14 protein-coding genes and 2 pseudogenes are annotated in these 14,703 nt (G+C 59.0%); 3 read left to right on the forward strand and 13 right to left on the reverse strand.

All coding sequences use genetic code 11. The features are described from left to right. Nucleotides 1-20 precede the first annotated feature (20 nt). The 11 genes and pseudogenes from ACZ5AL_RS05765 to ACZ5AL_RS05815 all read right to left on the reverse strand — a co-directional run bounded on the left by ACZ5AL_RS05765 (nucleotide 21) and on the right by ACZ5AL_RS05815 (nucleotide 8,964). Nucleotides 21-791 (reverse strand): hypothetical protein, encoded by a 771-nt coding sequence (locus ACZ5AL_RS05765; protein ID WP_464512782.1) that lies wholly within the window; start codon nucleotides 789-791, stop codon nucleotides 21-23. Nucleotides 792-894: 103 nt separating this feature from the next. Then, on the reverse strand, nucleotides 895-2,355 hold the full coding sequence (locus tag ACZ5AL_RS05770) for a lipopolysaccharide biosynthesis protein (RefSeq protein ID WP_464512783.1): 1,461 nt from the start codon (nucleotides 2,353-2,355) through the stop codon (nucleotides 895-897). Next, entirely contained in the window at nucleotides 2,348-3,394 is a 1,047-nt protein-coding gene (locus ACZ5AL_RS05775) for a glycosyltransferase family 4 protein (RefSeq protein WP_464512784.1), read from the reverse strand. Before ACZ5AL_RS05775 ends, ACZ5AL_RS05770 begins: the two co-directional genes overlap by 8 nt. A gap of 187 nt (nucleotides 3,395-3,581) precedes the next feature. Then, nucleotides 3,582-4,289, reverse strand: a complete 708-nt coding sequence (locus ACZ5AL_RS05780) for a sulfotransferase family 2 domain-containing protein (RefSeq protein WP_464512786.1) — start codon at nucleotides 4,287-4,289, stop codon at nucleotides 3,582-3,584. 98 nt (nucleotides 4,290-4,387) lie between these two features. Then, nucleotides 4,388-5,107 (reverse strand): fumarylacetoacetate hydrolase family protein, encoded by a 720-nt coding sequence (locus tag ACZ5AL_RS05785; RefSeq protein ID WP_464512787.1) that lies wholly within the window; start codon nucleotides 5,105-5,107, stop codon nucleotides 4,388-4,390. Between the two features lie 429 nt (nucleotides 5,108-5,536). Beyond that, nucleotides 5,537-5,863: a YlcI/YnfO family protein gene (locus tag ACZ5AL_RS05790; RefSeq protein ID WP_464512789.1), complete on the reverse strand. Its 327-nt coding sequence runs from the start codon at nucleotides 5,861-5,863 to the stop codon at nucleotides 5,537-5,539. A 55-nt stretch (nucleotides 5,864-5,918) separates the two neighbouring features. Continuing rightward, nucleotides 5,919-6,368, reverse strand: coding sequence for a putative toxin-antitoxin system toxin component, PIN family (locus tag ACZ5AL_RS05795; protein WP_464513274.1), 450 nt, complete (start codon nucleotides 6,366-6,368; stop codon nucleotides 5,919-5,921). 505 nt (nucleotides 6,369-6,873) lie between these two features. Beyond that, a complete protein-coding gene (locus ACZ5AL_RS05800) occupies nucleotides 6,874-7,104 on the reverse strand; it encodes a hypothetical protein (protein ID WP_464512790.1) in 231 nt (76 codons plus the stop codon). Continuing rightward, on the reverse strand, nucleotides 7,101-7,727 hold the full coding sequence (locus ACZ5AL_RS05805; RefSeq protein ID WP_464512792.1) for a hypothetical protein: 627 nt from the start codon (nucleotides 7,725-7,727) through the stop codon (nucleotides 7,101-7,103). The genes ACZ5AL_RS05800 and ACZ5AL_RS05805 overlap by 4 nt, the downstream gene beginning before the upstream one ends. A 21-nt stretch (nucleotides 7,728-7,748) precedes the next feature. Then, a pseudogene (locus ACZ5AL_RS05810) lies at nucleotides 7,749-8,555 on the reverse strand (RHS repeat-associated core domain-containing protein); the annotation flags it as partial. A 13-nt stretch (nucleotides 8,556-8,568) separates the two neighbouring features. Continuing rightward, nucleotides 8,569-8,964, reverse strand: a complete 396-nt coding sequence (locus ACZ5AL_RS05815) for a hypothetical protein (RefSeq protein ID WP_464512793.1) — start codon at nucleotides 8,962-8,964, stop codon at nucleotides 8,569-8,571. 68 nt (nucleotides 8,965-9,032) lie between these two features. Between ACZ5AL_RS05815 and scpA the strand changes: the two genes are divergently transcribed. Then, nucleotides 9,033-11,174: a methylmalonyl-CoA mutase gene (scpA, locus tag ACZ5AL_RS05820; RefSeq protein ID WP_464512794.1), complete on the forward strand. Its 2,142-nt coding sequence runs from the start codon at nucleotides 9,033-9,035 to the stop codon at nucleotides 11,172-11,174. Between the two features lie 395 nt (nucleotides 11,175-11,569). Here the strand turns inward: scpA and ACZ5AL_RS05825 are convergent. After that, nucleotides 11,570-11,656 (reverse strand): annotated as a pseudogene (locus ACZ5AL_RS05825) (peptide-methionine (S)-S-oxide reductase); the annotation flags it as partial. Between the two features lie 274 nt (nucleotides 11,657-11,930). Here ACZ5AL_RS05825 and ACZ5AL_RS05830 point away from each other — a divergent pair. Together ACZ5AL_RS05830 and ACZ5AL_RS05835 are read left to right on the forward strand one after the other, a co-directional pair. Further along, entirely contained in the window at nucleotides 11,931-12,392 is a 462-nt protein-coding gene (locus ACZ5AL_RS05830; RefSeq protein WP_464512796.1) for a TonB family protein, read from the forward strand. Nucleotides 12,393-12,574: 182 nt separating this feature from the next. Then, nucleotides 12,575-12,871 (forward strand): energy transducer TonB, encoded by a 297-nt coding sequence (locus ACZ5AL_RS05835; protein WP_464513275.1) that lies wholly within the window; start codon nucleotides 12,575-12,577, stop codon nucleotides 12,869-12,871. Nucleotides 12,872-13,252: 381 nt separating this feature from the next. Here the strand turns inward: ACZ5AL_RS05835 and ACZ5AL_RS05840 are convergent, their stop codons facing one another. Next, the gene (locus ACZ5AL_RS05840) at nucleotides 13,253-14,557 is read right to left on the reverse strand and encodes a Glu/Leu/Phe/Val family dehydrogenase (RefSeq protein WP_464512797.1); all 1,305 of its coding nucleotides are present in this window, start codon (nucleotides 14,555-14,557) and stop codon (nucleotides 13,253-13,255) included. Nucleotides 14,558-14,703 lie beyond the last annotated feature (146 nt).

Below are 14,703 nucleotides of genomic sequence, written 5' to 3' on the forward strand. Positions count from 1 at the left end.
CATTCAGGGGTAACAGTGCGCTATGATCGGCTGCGGCGGGGTGTTGAGACATCAGAAGGCGGTTCAGGCTGTGCGTCAGCACCAGGCGAGACCGGCTCCACGTGGCGCGTAATCAGATCAACTAGATCGTTCAATTGCTCCTGGGCAGCTTTACGTCTTTTCACATCCACCCCGTACGCAATGGGAAGTGTAAACAGAAAAAGAGCAATGTAGCCTCCAAGGATCGTCCACGCGGTGCTATCGCCATACACAAACAATGCGGCAAGCGACCCAAACACCAACGAAACGAGCACGCCCCAGACCAACGCCTCACTTACCGGTCCCATGTAGGCTACATACTGAGATAGGCGTACCTGCACGGTCCCATCGTGCGCATCGACATACACCTGGGTTTCGACATCATCTTTGTCGACATGCGTCCACGATAGAGAAGCTGCCGTACGTTCTTCAGTGATGCGCTCCTTGTCGGCCACGAGCCCAAAGCGGCGGCGCAGTTCAATCAAGATATCGTTCCACGCATGGTCAGGCAGGCGTCCGGGTACGGTGCAATCCACAAACACGTGTGTGTTAGAGGTGCGGGTAGAAGTCGTGCTCTTTTGCGTCTGGGCCTCCAACTCATGGGCTGCCTGCTTCAGGTGAGTTGGGTCAATATCAGAGGCCGCAGCAATCTCTTCTAATTCGTCTAACGTAAGACCCTGCTTTGACGCGGAGGTGGCTTTTTGCGACTGTAACTCCACTGCACGTTCGAGAAGCGTGCGGACTTCCTCTTCGGTGTAGGTGCGTTGGGGCATAGCAAACGAAGGAGCATGCGAAACAGGAGCCGGACGGGTGTGGGAATCACTCGCATGCAATGAGGGTTCCTAATTGGTTTCAAGAGCGTTCCCACTGTCCGGCTTATCCGCGAAGTCGGTTGGTAAGACGGGCAAGCCGTTGAAGCAGCGACCGGTCGAAGATCCAGAGCATCGCCGCGTAAAGGAGGGCACCGCCTACAATAGCCCCTGGAATCCAGACGAGCGCAGCCATGTCGGGGAGGGCGTACGTCCGCAGGGCAACCAGTGCGCTCGCCATCACCACGGTACCGACCAGCGGTACGCTAATGTTGCGAAGGTAGGTGCGTACACGTACGTTGATCAGCCGGCGGAGCATCCAGAACTGGACGGGCGCAAGTAGGTAGCCCCGCAGCACATAGGCGGCGGCCACGGCCACGATGCCAAACTGAACAGCAATGGTATACGCGATGACATTGGCGATGGCATTGAGCACATTCACCAGCAGGCGCCAGTCGGGGCGGTTGCAGGCGAGTAGCACCGCCGGGTTGAAATAGAAGAGGGCGTGGAGCATGCCCACCAGGGCCAGCACCTGAAACACATGTACGCTTTCGGGCACCCACTGCGCGCCAAATACCGTGGCGATCAGATCGGGGGCAATGGCTGCGGCTCCCAAGAACGCCGGAAATGCGACAATGCTGGCGGTTTGCGTGCCTTTATAGAACGCCGTGCGCATCTTTTCGCGGGCGTGCTGCAGTTTCGAGAAGGTCGAAAACGCGACCGACGACACCGTTTGCGTCACCAGATCGACGCCTGCTGTGTACAGCTTATACGCCACATCGTAAAAGCCAAGGGCGGTAGGCCCGAGCACGTATCCAATGATCAGGTTATCGGCGCGGCTGTTTACATAGTCGAGCAGATTGGAGCCGACCAGGTGGATGCCAAACGAGAACAGATCCTTGAAATGCCGTCGGGTGATGGTGCGTCCGGGGCGCCACGGGCTGGCTATCCACAGCACAACGACTGCCGTCGCGCGTTCGGTTAGGAACCAGCCGACCAGGCTCCATACTCCCCATCCGTACCAGGCCATGCCAACACCGACGAGACCCGCCGCACAGCTTGCCGCAAACTCGCGGATGGCCAGTACGCGATACTGCATCCGCCGCTCGAACAGCGCCTGCTGCACCCCGGCCAGCGCAGCCAGCAGAAACGCAGGAGCGAGCGCTTGAATGATGGGCCCCAGATCGGGTGTGTCAAAGAGGCGCGCAATGGGATCAGCCAGGGGCCAGCTTGCCGCCATAAGCACTACGCTCATGCCCATGTTCACGGCAAAGGCCGTGTCGAGGTGGCCGGCCTCCAGTTTATCTCGCTGAATAATGGCCGCGGCAAAGCCCTGATCGACCAGGACGCGTAGAAAGGCAATGTACGTGCCGGCCAGCGCGATTACGCCAAAGGCATCCGGGGCCAGCAACTGGGCCAGCACCGCAAACACGATAAACGAGACAAGGCGGCTCCCCCAGTTTTGCACTGCCGACCAGGCGACACCCCGTAGCGCCCGGTCGCGCAGATCACCCCACGAGCTATCCACGCGTTGTTAGCACTTGCTGATACAAGTCTACCGTGCGCTTGGCCAACACATCCCAACGAAACAAATCGAGCGGTGCTTTATCGGGACGGTCCTGACCGCGTGCCCAGTCCAGTCCGTTGGAGAGCGCACTGGGCGTCAGGCGTCCATCGAACGTGTTCACCCACGCGTCTCCCACGTACTCTTGCAACTCGCGCATGGCCCCACGGGCGGGCACCATCACCGGACGATTAAACGACAGTGCCAGCAGGGCTGCGCCCGAGTGCAATACGTTATCGTACGGAAGCGCCACCAGGTCGGCGGCAGCCATGTAGGTGGGCACCAGGTCGGTGGGAATGAACCGCAGATCCAGCCGTACACGCGGATCGGCAGCGGCGGCGTATTGAAGCGATTCGCGAAGCGTAGCATTCACCGGGTTGCCGGCCACGACCAACCGCGCCTCAGGATGGTTCATGGCCTTAAATGTGCGGATGAGACGCCCGACGTTCTTGTATGGGCGGATGCGGCCTAGATACAGCACAACCGGCACATCATCGTCCATGCCCAGGGCAGTGCGGCCCTCTGTGCGTGGGAGCGGTGGCGGGTAGGCGCTGCGATAGTGACCATGCGGCACCACCTTCGATGGCAGCTGCTCCAGCCGTGGATGCTGGGCGCGCGCCAGTTCGCGTCCTGTGGCACTCAAGCTGATGTAGCCATCGACCTGCGGGATAAATCCCCACCAAAAGAGCTGTTCTAAGAGCGGATGGTAATCGTCGTGCGGCCCCAGATCGTGAACCGTCCAGACCATGCGCGTGCCACGGGCGCGGGCCCAGGCCATGAGCGCCAGCTCGGAAATGGTCATACCGGCGGCGCGGGCGAGCGATGGATAGCTGAGGGCATCGTCGGGCCAGTGCATATGCCACAGGTCGTAGGTGCCCTTGATCGCTCGTTCGGGGGTGAACTCATGCACCTCCACACCCTGATCTTCGAGCGCGTCGCTCAGCAAGCGGTTGTACGGATTACCGGTGGTGTTGGCGTACGCGGGCCAGGCCAGAATGCGCATGACAGTAGGAACTGGTACGTGGGGCGACGAAACAGCTTGGAATTCAACAAATGGGTTCCTCCAAGCCACGGGTTGAATTTCGATGCTTTCGCGGTGAAACGCAAACGATTCGGCACAGTGCCGGGAGCGTATCGACAAGACTTCATGGAGCCATGCGTGCTGGTGTACCCATCGACGTTGTACTGCGTTAGGAGAGCGTGGCAGACGAAAGCGGCTTCCACGCGTAGTCAAAGTGCGCCAGTTCGCGGGCACATACCACTTCAACGCGCTCACGGGCCGCCGACGAAAGCACCTGTGGATACGGTTTGCGAGGCGGACGCGCACTGGCTTTGGCATCAGGGAGGTCAATCGAGTCGGGCAAACCGAGCCGTTCAGCAATGTGGGCCAGATCCGCATCTAACTGCTCGTAGCGGCCTACAAAATCAACCGCCACTTTCCCGTTAATCGTGTAGATGGGCCAGTTGGATAGCCGCTCCACATCCGCTGTTTTGAGATACGACGCGACGGATGGGCGCGGCGGGTCGGTCATCCAGTAGTACAGGCTCACGGCCTTGTCAAATGGGTTGCGTTCAAAGCAGAACACAAAGTAGTTCTCCCACACGGACGCGGGCACGTTTGCCTTTACAAAGGGAGCAGGAGCATGGTTGAAAAACCGCTTGGTGGCTCGATTCCACAGGCAGCGCGCGCCATCGAGCAGGCTGTACTGGCGTAAAGGGATGCGCGTGTTCTGCGGACCGCGAGAGTCATGCGCCTCCCGAATCTGTTCATCCTCCGGTTCAATAGGGGTGATTACCGCGTCAGGGCCACAAAAGGCCGACAGGGCAATCTCCATACTCGTACTGGCCGTTTTGCGCGTCTTCAGGAAGATAAACTGGTAACGGTGACTGATAATCATCGTTCTGTGGGCAGAAGACATCAGAAAGCGGTTTGATCGGCGCAACGCCTTGCCGGAAGCGACGTTTCGGCCATTGCCCAGAGAGCAATCCCAGGCTGTCAAGCCGGGGCCGCCACCGTATTGCGCAGGGTCCCGATGCCCTCGTACGTGATCGCCACCGTGTCGCCCGGCTCAATGTCGCCCGGATTGGCGGGGCTGCCGAACGCGATCGCATCGCCCGACTGTAGCGTGAAGCGCTCGGACAGAAACGCGATGATCTCAAACGGATCAAACAGCATCAGGTCGGTGCGCGCGTCCTGGCGTTTTTCGTCGTTTACGTACGTGTGCATAGACAGCGCGGTCGGGTCCAGGTCGGTTTCGATCCACGGACCGAGTGGGGCTGATCCGGTGAACGCCTTGCGGGCGGTGCGTCCGGGCTGGTCGAGCGCATCTACATCGTTCATGATCGTGTAGCCGCGCACCACCTCGGGCACCTCGCGGGGCGCTATGTTTCGGCACCGCACGTCGATGACCGCCACCAGCTCGCCGGCATACGTGAGCTGGCTGGTCCAGGTGGGATACGGAATCGGCTGCTCATGCGCAATGGCACTCACCGGCGGCTTGATGAAGAAGTCGGGCGCGTCGGGGCGCTCGTAGTCCATCTGGTCGAGCGTAGCCGCGTAGTTGCGCCCCACACAGTAAAGCGCCGACGGCGTACACGGTGGCAGCAGGCGGTCATCGCGCCCCACCTCGTACGTGCCGTCATCGGTAATGAGCGTTCCGTCGTCGTAATGGCCCGCAACCGGACCGGTGTTGGTTAGCAATCGAGCAAGGCGCATGTAAGAGGCTGGTTCAAATGAAGAACGATGCGAGCGAACGTGCTTTCAACACGCACAACCGCTCTTGGTGTGCCGGCCGTTCGCGTCTACCTGTCATCTTGAGCGGGGTCCTGCCACGAGCGAAGTGAGAGGGGACAGGCGAACACAGTGAAGCATCACTTCCGATACCGCGGTACGCCCGTTGTATCCGGTGTCATGACAGGATGGACACCCCGTGCCTTGCTTGCCAGTGCACGCTAAAGTGCTCAAACGGAGCGCCTCACGTTTCTCATTGGCGCGGGGCCCCTGCGCGAGGGTGCGCTGTGAGCGCAGCGATCAAGTGCTCCTGGGGCGCGGCCGGGCATCTGCAGTGCCGACCGTTGCCGACATAATGGTCGGTGTGGTTTTGCCTACGGCCTCCTTTCAGGCTGAACGAGCCTTATTCACCGATCAGGACGGCGGCGACATTGGCGTTTCCTCCGTGTCAACGCCTGGGCTGTCAACACGCCGGTCTTCAGGCGGCGGCTCGCTATCAGGCGCCTGATCCAGGATTGACCGGGCCGCCTCTTCAAGCGTTTCGCCTCGCTCGTCAGCCGTCGCTTGGCCAATGGCCTGCAGCGCCTCGACATATGTCCAAGACGCGCCCTCATCTAAGCGGGTGACTTTCTCCGCCACCGCAAGCATGACGAACTGGTTCATCGACAGGCCCTCTTGGTTGGCTAATTTGCGAACGTGATCGTGTAGTGACTCAGGAAGTCGAATGGTCAGTGCACCCATGGCTCTGTCGTTCTAATGTGAGTAAACGTACGCGAAGGTTATGTGCTTACAACGGTCATGTGCTGGAGCGAATGCGCATTCTCAGCTCACGCGGGGTCAGCAGGGTTACACCCAGGCTCCATGCCTGATGGAAGTCGGACTTATTGAATGTAACCAGGTGCGGACAGGACGCAGCCACCGCCGTGTTGAGCACATGGGCGTCATCTGGATCCCGAACATACGTTGGCCACCGAAAGTGAACCTGGTGGATTTCCGCATGCTTCAGGAGGGCTGCAATCACGACGCGTGCTTCTTTCGGTTGGATGCCCAGCGCGTGGGATTCACGAACCAGCACCGCCTCGTATTCCAGGACGAGCGGCACAGATACATGTGGCGTGAACGCGCCCTCGAACACCTCATCCAACAGGCGCCGCGACTCGCCACGACGACTCCGGAGGGCCGCATACAGCACGTTCGTGTCGATGACGATGGATGCGGCATGCGTGTGACGAGGTGGTTTATATATGAACCCCTACGGAAACTGCTACAACTTGAGACGTGAAGCGTTTCCGGATCCAGACCCGACAAGCAAGACCCCACGAACGAGACATGGGCTAAAGCCCGTATCTCAACTGACCCGTTATGGAATAGCGATGTCTCCGCCCACGCGGAGATAGCTCCCGAATCACTGACAAAGGGGATGGCTTATCACGAATCTGTGTTGTAGGGCGTATGACCGCGGGGGCCATTATCATCGCGCTCTACCTGCCGCTCTTTGATCTGATTACGGTGGTCGAGTAATGGGTGGTGGAGTAATTGCCAGTGCGTGAAATGTACTATGCAGTAGCGATTTCCCCTGGAGCCTGGGTATACACGAGGATACCACGCGATGGGAATGGGACGTGGCAGCCGCCGTTGTGTCCGGTGCGATTCGCGCTGACTTCGTACCGGTCTCGGTTCGGTTCACTACTGTTTAGTTCGCTACTTATTTGCTGGATCCGGTTTACGAGATGCGGCCTACGGGATGCCCTTCATTCTTCGTCCCGGGCCTCAACGGCCTGCCGGACGCGTGTGACCAGCCGTTCGGCGGCTTGTTCTTCGGCATACGCCTCGGCATCGCTGCGGACCTGCTGGTACCACCGCCCGGCCTCACCTGTGTACAAGTCAGCATACGCCTGCAAGGTCTCAGTAGGAACGTCCTGGTAGATGTAGAACAGGGTCAGCGGTGCCAAATTGGTGGCCATTTGGTACCAGTGCTTCATGGGTTCGGGAGAGACATATATCTATCGACGAAGTTCTCGTATTCAGACCTCCAGTGCTTAGTCTGCGGAAGCTCGTTTAGACACTCCTCGGCGAGGGTCTTCGTGTCTTCCTCCTTCTCAAAGACCTTTCGAAAGGCGTTCAACGTCTCCTCAGTGTGAAATCCCCAGACCCAAGACAGCCACGGTTCAATGTAGTACGCTCCCCACCCCCCACTGTCTCCAAACACATGGTTGGCCTGCCCGCCGTGCAGATGAACCATTGACGATGGCCCGCCGCTGGCGTATGTGTCCCAATCAATTGACGTTGGGAACTGGTAAATACGAGCTGGATCACTCTGAGAGGGGAGAAGAAAGCAGATAAAGTCCGACTCACCAGCTTCTACTAAAAACTGCCTGAAGTCTTCGAATCCAGCACGAAATCCGAGAATGCGGGAATGATCGAATAGTGCACGAATATGGGGCTGGAAAATAGGACCTGGAAAGAGCGTCCAGTCGGGTGACCACCGAGTAGGATCATCAGGAAGCTGGAAAACGTGCCGATGTTTTTCTTCGATCGCTGAGTTGTAGTCAGCATTCTGAACCTTAAACTCTTTTATGTAGTCGCGTTCAGGTAATTTGGTCATCGCCTTTTGGCTACGTGATGCTTAGAGTTCTGGGGTGCGCACGACTACTTGTCGATCTTCATACTGTATTTTCAAGCTCGGTCCGCCAGTAGTATTGGAACCGTCGTACACGCTCACACTGGACACATCCTCTGGAAGTGAGCCAGAAGGGCTCCAAGCTTTGCCATCGGCAGACCTTTCAAGAGAGCCAAACAGACTCCGTGCGATCCCACGTGCAGATCCTGCATCCAGGGTAATCTGTTCGTGCGCCCCTTCTTGTAATACACTTACACTCGTCGCGTATCCTCTCAACTCGTCAAGGCTGGACGCCGAGTTCACTATTTCAGTGTTACGTCGAAGCAGCCCCCCGACAATATCACCGATGATATTTTTAGACCCTTTCAGTGCCCCTGAACCCGCGATTGGAATTGCAAGACCGAGCGCTGCTGCGCCACGGCTGCCTTCCTGACCGGTCCAGGTTTGACCCGTTATCAATTCATAGGCATCAGCTGCTTCGCCCAGCCCTGGCACAAACCCGACCGCGATCTCACCGGCCGTCCTGTCGCTCGCGGTCGGCCCATCGAGACGTTGGTTTTGTGCCTGCGTCGAATAGTGATCAGTTACGGCCGACGGATTTTGAGACCAACCCCCTCGGACTTGCGCATTCGTTCCACAGTGCGGAGGACACTCCACGGGCGCAAGTCCATCTGGATCGAACGCTCCAATCGGGTTATTCTGCACATAATTATACGGACTCCAGGCCGGAAAGTCATCTGCCAGCGGATCGGTCACGCCCCACCGCCCGATTGCGGACATGTAGAAGCGGGCGCCGGCGTAGTGCATGCCGGTCTCCGCGTCGAGCTTACTGAATCAAGTTCAGCACAGGCGTGGCCGGTGTAGTCCTCGTCGGCCCGGGGCCCCTGCGCGAGGGTGCGGCCGGGCATTTGGAGTCCACCCGAGCCGCAGGCGACGGATGGAGCGAAGCGGAATAAAGGGGTAGTGGTCGCGGCGCTCGACGACCTGCCCGCTCGGTCACCGCACGGGTGGAGCCTAAGTGGTCGGTGTGGTAGTAGCGGCGATCGCTGGAGGATCCGCCTACAAAACGCCCAATGGGGGTGCCGCTGGGTAGGGTTACGTTCCAGTAGTCCACCACCGAAGAGGTCCCTCCCCGCACCTGGCCAAGAGCGATCTCGCCATCGCGAACGGTGAAGGTGGCAGGACTGGTTCCCGTCTGGGGAAGCTGTTGTACTTGCGGCACGTTTGCCCGGGTCGTCGGTATAGGAAGCGATTCCAGTGGACGTCTCACTTGTCTCAATCCAACCTGCTATGCGCCCCGATTTTACCCAGCGTGCCTACACCCCGCCCGAGCCTGCTCCGTCTAACGATGCCCCCGCACCCTGGACGGCTCCCGAACAAATCGATGTGCACCCGGCCTACGAGGCATCGGATGTGGCGGATGTAGAGCACCTGGACTATGCCGCTGGCATCCCGCCGTATCTGCGCGGGCCGTACGCCTCCATGTATACCTTTCGTCCGTGGACCATCCGGCAGTACGCGGGCTTTTCGACAGCCGAGGAATCCAACCAGTTTTACCGCGAAGCCCTCGCATCCGGCCAGAAGGGGCTGAGCGTGGCCTTCGACCTGGCCACCCACCGCGGCTACGACTCCGACCACGATCGCGTGCGTGGCGATGTGGGCAAGGCTGGCGTGGCCATCGACAGCGTTGAGGACATGAAGGTGCTCTTTCGGGGCATCCCGCTGGATGAGATGTCGGTGTCGATGACGATGAACGGCGCGGTGCTGCCGGTGATGGCGTTCTACATCGTGGCCGCCGAGGAGCAGGGCGTGGATGCGGAGCAGCTGGCAGGCACCATCCAGAACGACATCCTGAAGGAGTTCATGGTGCGGAATACGTACATCTACCCGCCCAAGCCGTCCATGAACATTGTGGGCGATATTTTCGCCTACTGCTCCGAACACATGCCACGCTTCAACGCGATTTCGGTGAGCGGGTACCACATGCATGAGGCGGGTGCCCCTGCTGACCTGGAGCTGGCCTACACCCTCGCCGACGGACTGGAATATCTGCGCACGGGGCTCGACGCCGGACTCGACATCGACGCGTTTGCGCCGCGGGTGTCGTTCTTCTGGGCGATTGGGATGAACCACTTCATGGAGATCGCCAAGATGCGCGCCGGACGCCTGCTGTGGGCGCAGCTCGTGCAGCAGTTTGGTCCGGAGAACGAGAAGTCGATGGCGCTCCGCACGCACTGTCAGACCTCCGGCTACAGCCTGGCCGAGCAGGATCCGTTCAACAACGTGATGCGCACCACGATCGAGGCGCTGGCTGCGGCGCTGGGCGGCACACAGTCGCTGCACACCAACGCGCTCGACGAGGCCATTGCCCTGCCCAGCGCGTTTGCCGCCCGCATCGCCCGTAACACACAGCTCTACCTGCAAGAGGAGACCGACATCACGCGCGCCATTGACCCGTGGGGCGGCTCGTACTACGTGGAGCGCCTCACCGCCGACCTGGCCGAGCGGGCGTGGGCGCTCATTCAGGAGGTCGAGAACGAGGGCGGCATGACGCAGGCCATTGAGCAGGGCCTGCCGAAGCTGCGTATCGAGGAGGCCGCCGCCCGCAAGCAAGGACGCATCGACACCGGACGCGACGTGGTGGTGGGTGTCAACCGGTTTCAGCGGGATACCGAGGAGCCCATCGACACCCTGGAGGTCGACAACGAGGCCGTGCGGCGTCAGCAGCTACAACGGCTGTCCGAATTGAAGGAGGTGCGCGACGATGTCGCGGTGCGACGTGCGCTCAACGCGCTGCGCGATACCGCGGAGACGGGCACCGGCAATCTGCTGGATCGTGCCGTTGATGCCGCCCGTGCTCGCGCCACCCTCGGCGAGATCTCGCAGGCGCTCGAAGACGTCTACGGACGCCACACCGCTACCTCACAGGCCGTCAGCGGCGTGTACGCATCCGAAGCGCAGACCAGCAGTGCCTTTCAGCAAGCCCAGGACCGTGCCGATGCCTTCGCCGATGCCACTGGGCGCCGCCCGCGCATCCTCGTAGCCAAAATGGGCCAAGATGGACACGACCGCGGCGCCAAGGTCATCGCCACCTCGTTTGCCGATCTCGGCTTCGACGTGGACATCGGTCCGCTCTTCCAGACGCCGGAAGAAGCGGCACGTCAGGCGGTCGAAAACGATGTGCATGTGCTGGGTGTGTCGAGTCTGGCGGGCGGACACAAAACGCTTGTGCCGCAGGTTATCGAGGCGCTCCACGACTACGGACGCGACGATATTCTCGTGATTGTTGGCGGCGTCATCCCCCATGCCGACTACGACTTTCTCTATGAACGAGGCGTCGCCGGCGTCTTTGGTCCGGGTACCGTCATCGCTGAGGCTGCGCTACAGATCCTCGATGTGCTCATGGAGCAGCGCGCCCCGATGGCGGCATAGTGGTGTGTCACAGGTCAAGGGTTGGGTAACACATGTACCCTCTAACGTACCGAGAATAACTCACAATCTTGTCATTGCGAGCGCAGCGCCATTCCTACAGGCTCGCCATGTCCGGTGCGTGCAGGGCGCCCTCCCGCGACCTCGTCGCGATGTACAACCGGCATGACCTTCAGCCCCTCTGCGTCGCGACGGACGAATGGACGCTCTGCGTCCGACGTAACGCCCTGACGTGGTTGACGGTTTGAGAACGCTGGAGTGTCCTGCCTGCGTCGCGATATCGAGGGGCCCCAGTGCTGTGGTAGTGCTCTGTCACAGGTCAAACTCCGGGTTGTAATGCGCTCCGTTTTAATGTTGTCATCTTGAGCGGAGCAACTGCGTATAGCAGGGGTGGAGTCTGACACGAGCGAAGCCACCCCATCTACGTGTTGATACGCCGCTTCGAGACACCAAAAGCCGCCGCCGCCCAGGGTTGCGCGTTCCATAATGCATAGCGTGTTGGTTGAAAGGATGCGTGATGTATTCATATCCCGACACGTTCCATCAAGTTACCTGCTGCATCACCCCTCACAACAACATCACGGTATGCACGAACGCCGTCCTGCGCTGAACCGATTGCCAGCCGTTACTTGCGGAAAACATTCCTGTTGTATACCTTAGGGCATGTTCACTTGTGGATGTGCAATGTCTCTTATCAGTATACAGCGGTCTCATCTACGATGGCCTGTCTCATTCGATGATATTTTCCAGTACAACGCAATGAAATCGTTTTCCCCAACGCCTGCCTCCGCTTTTTTTACGATTTGCCTGCTCGTTGGTAGCATAGTCTTCGTGAGTGCCTGCACCTCGACTTCCTCTACGAATACCATCCACGAAGGGATGGAAGAATCAGCGTCTTCCCTTCCAGACGATGTTAACGTGCTCGATGCAGATGAGATACACAGTGCGCCAGAGCCTGTAGGGGGCATGCAAACGCTGTACGAGGAAGTAACCTATCCACAAGGAGCCCGCAGACGTGGGGAGGTCGGACGCGTGGTTGTCCAGTTTGTTGTGGGACCTGACGGCACCATTTACGAACCAGAGGTTGTCAATTCAGCAACAAGAACACTTGATGCCGAGGCAATGCGCGTCGTTCATGCCCTGGACTGGGAGCCGGGCGTGCATAACGACGATCCGGTTTATGCCAATCTTGAGTTGCCCGTGTCTTTTTCTATCATGTAGCGCCCCCGTGGCGAGTTATGCCAAATCCGGTTAGAGCATTGCAGTATTGGTATGACATCAAATATAAACACATTCCAACCATTCCACTACATCCATGCGTATCACTCTATTCTGCACGCTTCTTGCCATAGGACTTTGATGATACACACACTTCTCCTCGTGTTATTGGAGGAATCGATGCGCTGTATGATCAATTTAGAACCCCCGATCAGCATCGGGATTCTGGTGATTCAGGGCACGTGGTCATTCGCTTTGTTATAAGTCCGGATAGCACCGTGACGAAGCACGAGCTGATCCAACTTGGGTCGCATGGACTCAACCAAGATGTAGTAAATGCAATTTACGCGGTCGATTGGGTGCCGGGTACAAAGCAGAGCGAGCCCGTTCGTGTGCAAATGACCATTCGGTTTGTCTTTCCAAGTGCTCCGTCAGATATCTCCATGCCGGAGCCAATGAATACACCCCCGCGCTCCCCTTAACCGGATTAAGTAGACCCACAAAAGTATCTTTGATTATGTCATTGTGAGGAGTGCCGCGTCAGTCGCAGAGCTCCCTTCTCGCGATGACAATTTGGACCATAACATTCAGGTGTGACATAGCACTATGCGGAAAGGTCGCAGCGCCATTCCTACAGGCTCGCCATGTCCGGTGCGTGCAGGGCGCCCTCCCGCGACCTCGTCGCGATGCTCTGTACGTGTTTAGCGATATGCCACAGATCGCCGGGGATGCAAGCGATCCCCGGCTATGGCTTTCACGGGCGGTCATCCATGACAGGTGTTTTGTTGGGGCCGGGCCATCTGCTCGTCGGAGATCGCGGGGCATGGAGACGTTCCCGTTCAACCATTCCCTTGACAAGCGCACTACGCATAAATCCCACGCAAGCGCAATGCCTCGGCCACTTTGCGCACCGACATCACGTATGCGCCGATGCGGAGCGAGGTGTCGTGCTCCTCGGCGGTTTCGTACACCCGGTCAAACGCCTCGGTCATCACGCGGTCGAGCCGCCGATTCACGCGCTCTAGCGACCAGAAGTAGCCCTGCCGGTTTTGTACCCACTCGAAGTAAGAGACCGTGACCCCACCTGCATTGGCCAAAATGTCGGGAATGACGAGCACGCCCTTTTCGTTCAGAATGTCATCGGCAGCAGGCACGGTTGGTCCGTTGGCGCCCTCAACGACAAGCTCAGCTTGCAGGTCGTGAGCTATGGACTTGGTGATCTGGTCTTCTTTAGCAGCAGGCACCAACACGTCTACATCCAGCGTAAGGAGTTCTTCGTTGCTAATGGGAGTGGCCTCGGTAAACCCTTCCAGCGAGCCCCCATGGGCCTTGGTGTACGCCTGAGCCGCCTGCAGGTCGAGGCCGTCGGCATTGTAGTATCCACCGCTTACATCGCTCACCGCGACTACGGTGCAGCCCTGCTCGGCCAGGAGTTCAGCGGCTACAGCGCCTACGTTACCAAAGCCCTGTACAGCAACCCGACAGGTGTTTGGATCCCGCCCCATTTCGTCGAGCGCTGCCAGCGTAACAATCATTACACCGCGTCCAGTAGCTTCGTGCCGTCCTTTTGAGCCACCTAGCGAGACCGGCTTCCCCGTAACGACGGCGTTCTCCGTGCGGCGTGCATGCATTGAATACGTGTCGAGTATCCACGCCATGATCTGCTCGTTTGTGTTCATGTCGGGCGCGGGGATGTCGCGGTCGGGGCCAAACACGTTGAACATATCCGATGTATAGCGGCGCGTAAGGCGTTCCAATTCGCCCGGGCTCATATCCTTTGGATTGCACACGACCCCGCCTTTGGCACCGCCGAAGGGTACATCCACCACCGCACACTTCCAGGTCATCCAGGCGGCCAGCGCCTTCACTTCGTCAAGCGTTACATCGGGCGCATACCGAATGCCGCCCTTGCTGGGACCCAGCACGTTATTGTGGATCACCCGAATGCCCTTAAACACCTCGATGTGGCCGGTATCCATCACCACGGGTACCGAGGTGATGTGCACCTTGGCCGGGCGGCACAAGTAGTCGTAAAATCCAGGGTTGAGTTCGAGGATCTCGGCAGCCACGTCGAAGCGATCCATCATCGACTGAAAGGGCGTATCCTGATCGAGGGGCGCCGGCTCGCGATATACAGACGGGTCGTGCACATCAAATTTGAACGGCATACGGACAGAAGCTGTTGGTGAGTCGTTGTAGTGAACGCCGTCCGCCACTGCGACGCACGTGCGTGTCTCCAACATACGGGAGATGAAACACGGGTGCTACTCTAACGGGCCGCTGCTGATCATTCTTTGCTTGTATTCTTTTTTGC

The sequence above is a fragment of the Natronotalea proteinilytica genome, assembly GCF_055379935.1.

Coding starts and splice junctions, on each gene's coding strand:
- ACZ5AL_RS05800 (WP_464512790.1), bottom strand. CDS start 7,104: ATGAAGCACTGGTACCAAATGGCCACCAATTTGGCACCGCTGACCCTG.
- ACZ5AL_RS05805 (WP_464512792.1), bottom strand. CDS start 7,727: ATGACCAAATTACCTGAACGCGACTACATAAAAGAGTTTAAGGTTCAG.
- ACZ5AL_RS05785 (WP_464512787.1), bottom strand. CDS start 5,107: ATGCGCCTTGCTCGATTGCTAACCAACACCGGTCCGGTTGCGGGCCAT.
- ACZ5AL_RS05775 (WP_464512784.1), bottom strand. CDS start 3,394: ATGCGCATTCTGGCCTGGCCCGCGTACGCCAACACCACCGGTAATCCG.
- ACZ5AL_RS05840 (WP_464512797.1), bottom strand. CDS start 14,557: ATGCCGTTCAAATTTGATGTGCACGACCCGTCTGTATATCGCGAGCCG.
- scpA (WP_464512794.1), top strand. CDS start 9,033: ATGCGCCCCGATTTTACCCAGCGTGCCTACACCCCGCCCGAGCCTGCT.
- ACZ5AL_RS05790 (WP_464512789.1), bottom strand. CDS start 5,863: ATGGGTGCACTGACCATTCGACTTCCTGAGTCACTACACGATCACGTT.
- ACZ5AL_RS05765 (WP_464512782.1), bottom strand. CDS start 791: ATGCCCCAACGCACCTACACCGAAGAGGAAGTCCGCACGCTTCTCGAA.
- ACZ5AL_RS05780 (WP_464512786.1), bottom strand. CDS start 4,289: ATGATTATCAGTCACCGTTACCAGTTTATCTTCCTGAAGACGCGCAAA.
- ACZ5AL_RS05830 (WP_464512796.1), top strand. CDS start 11,931: ATGAAATCGTTTTCCCCAACGCCTGCCTCCGCTTTTTTTACGATTTGC.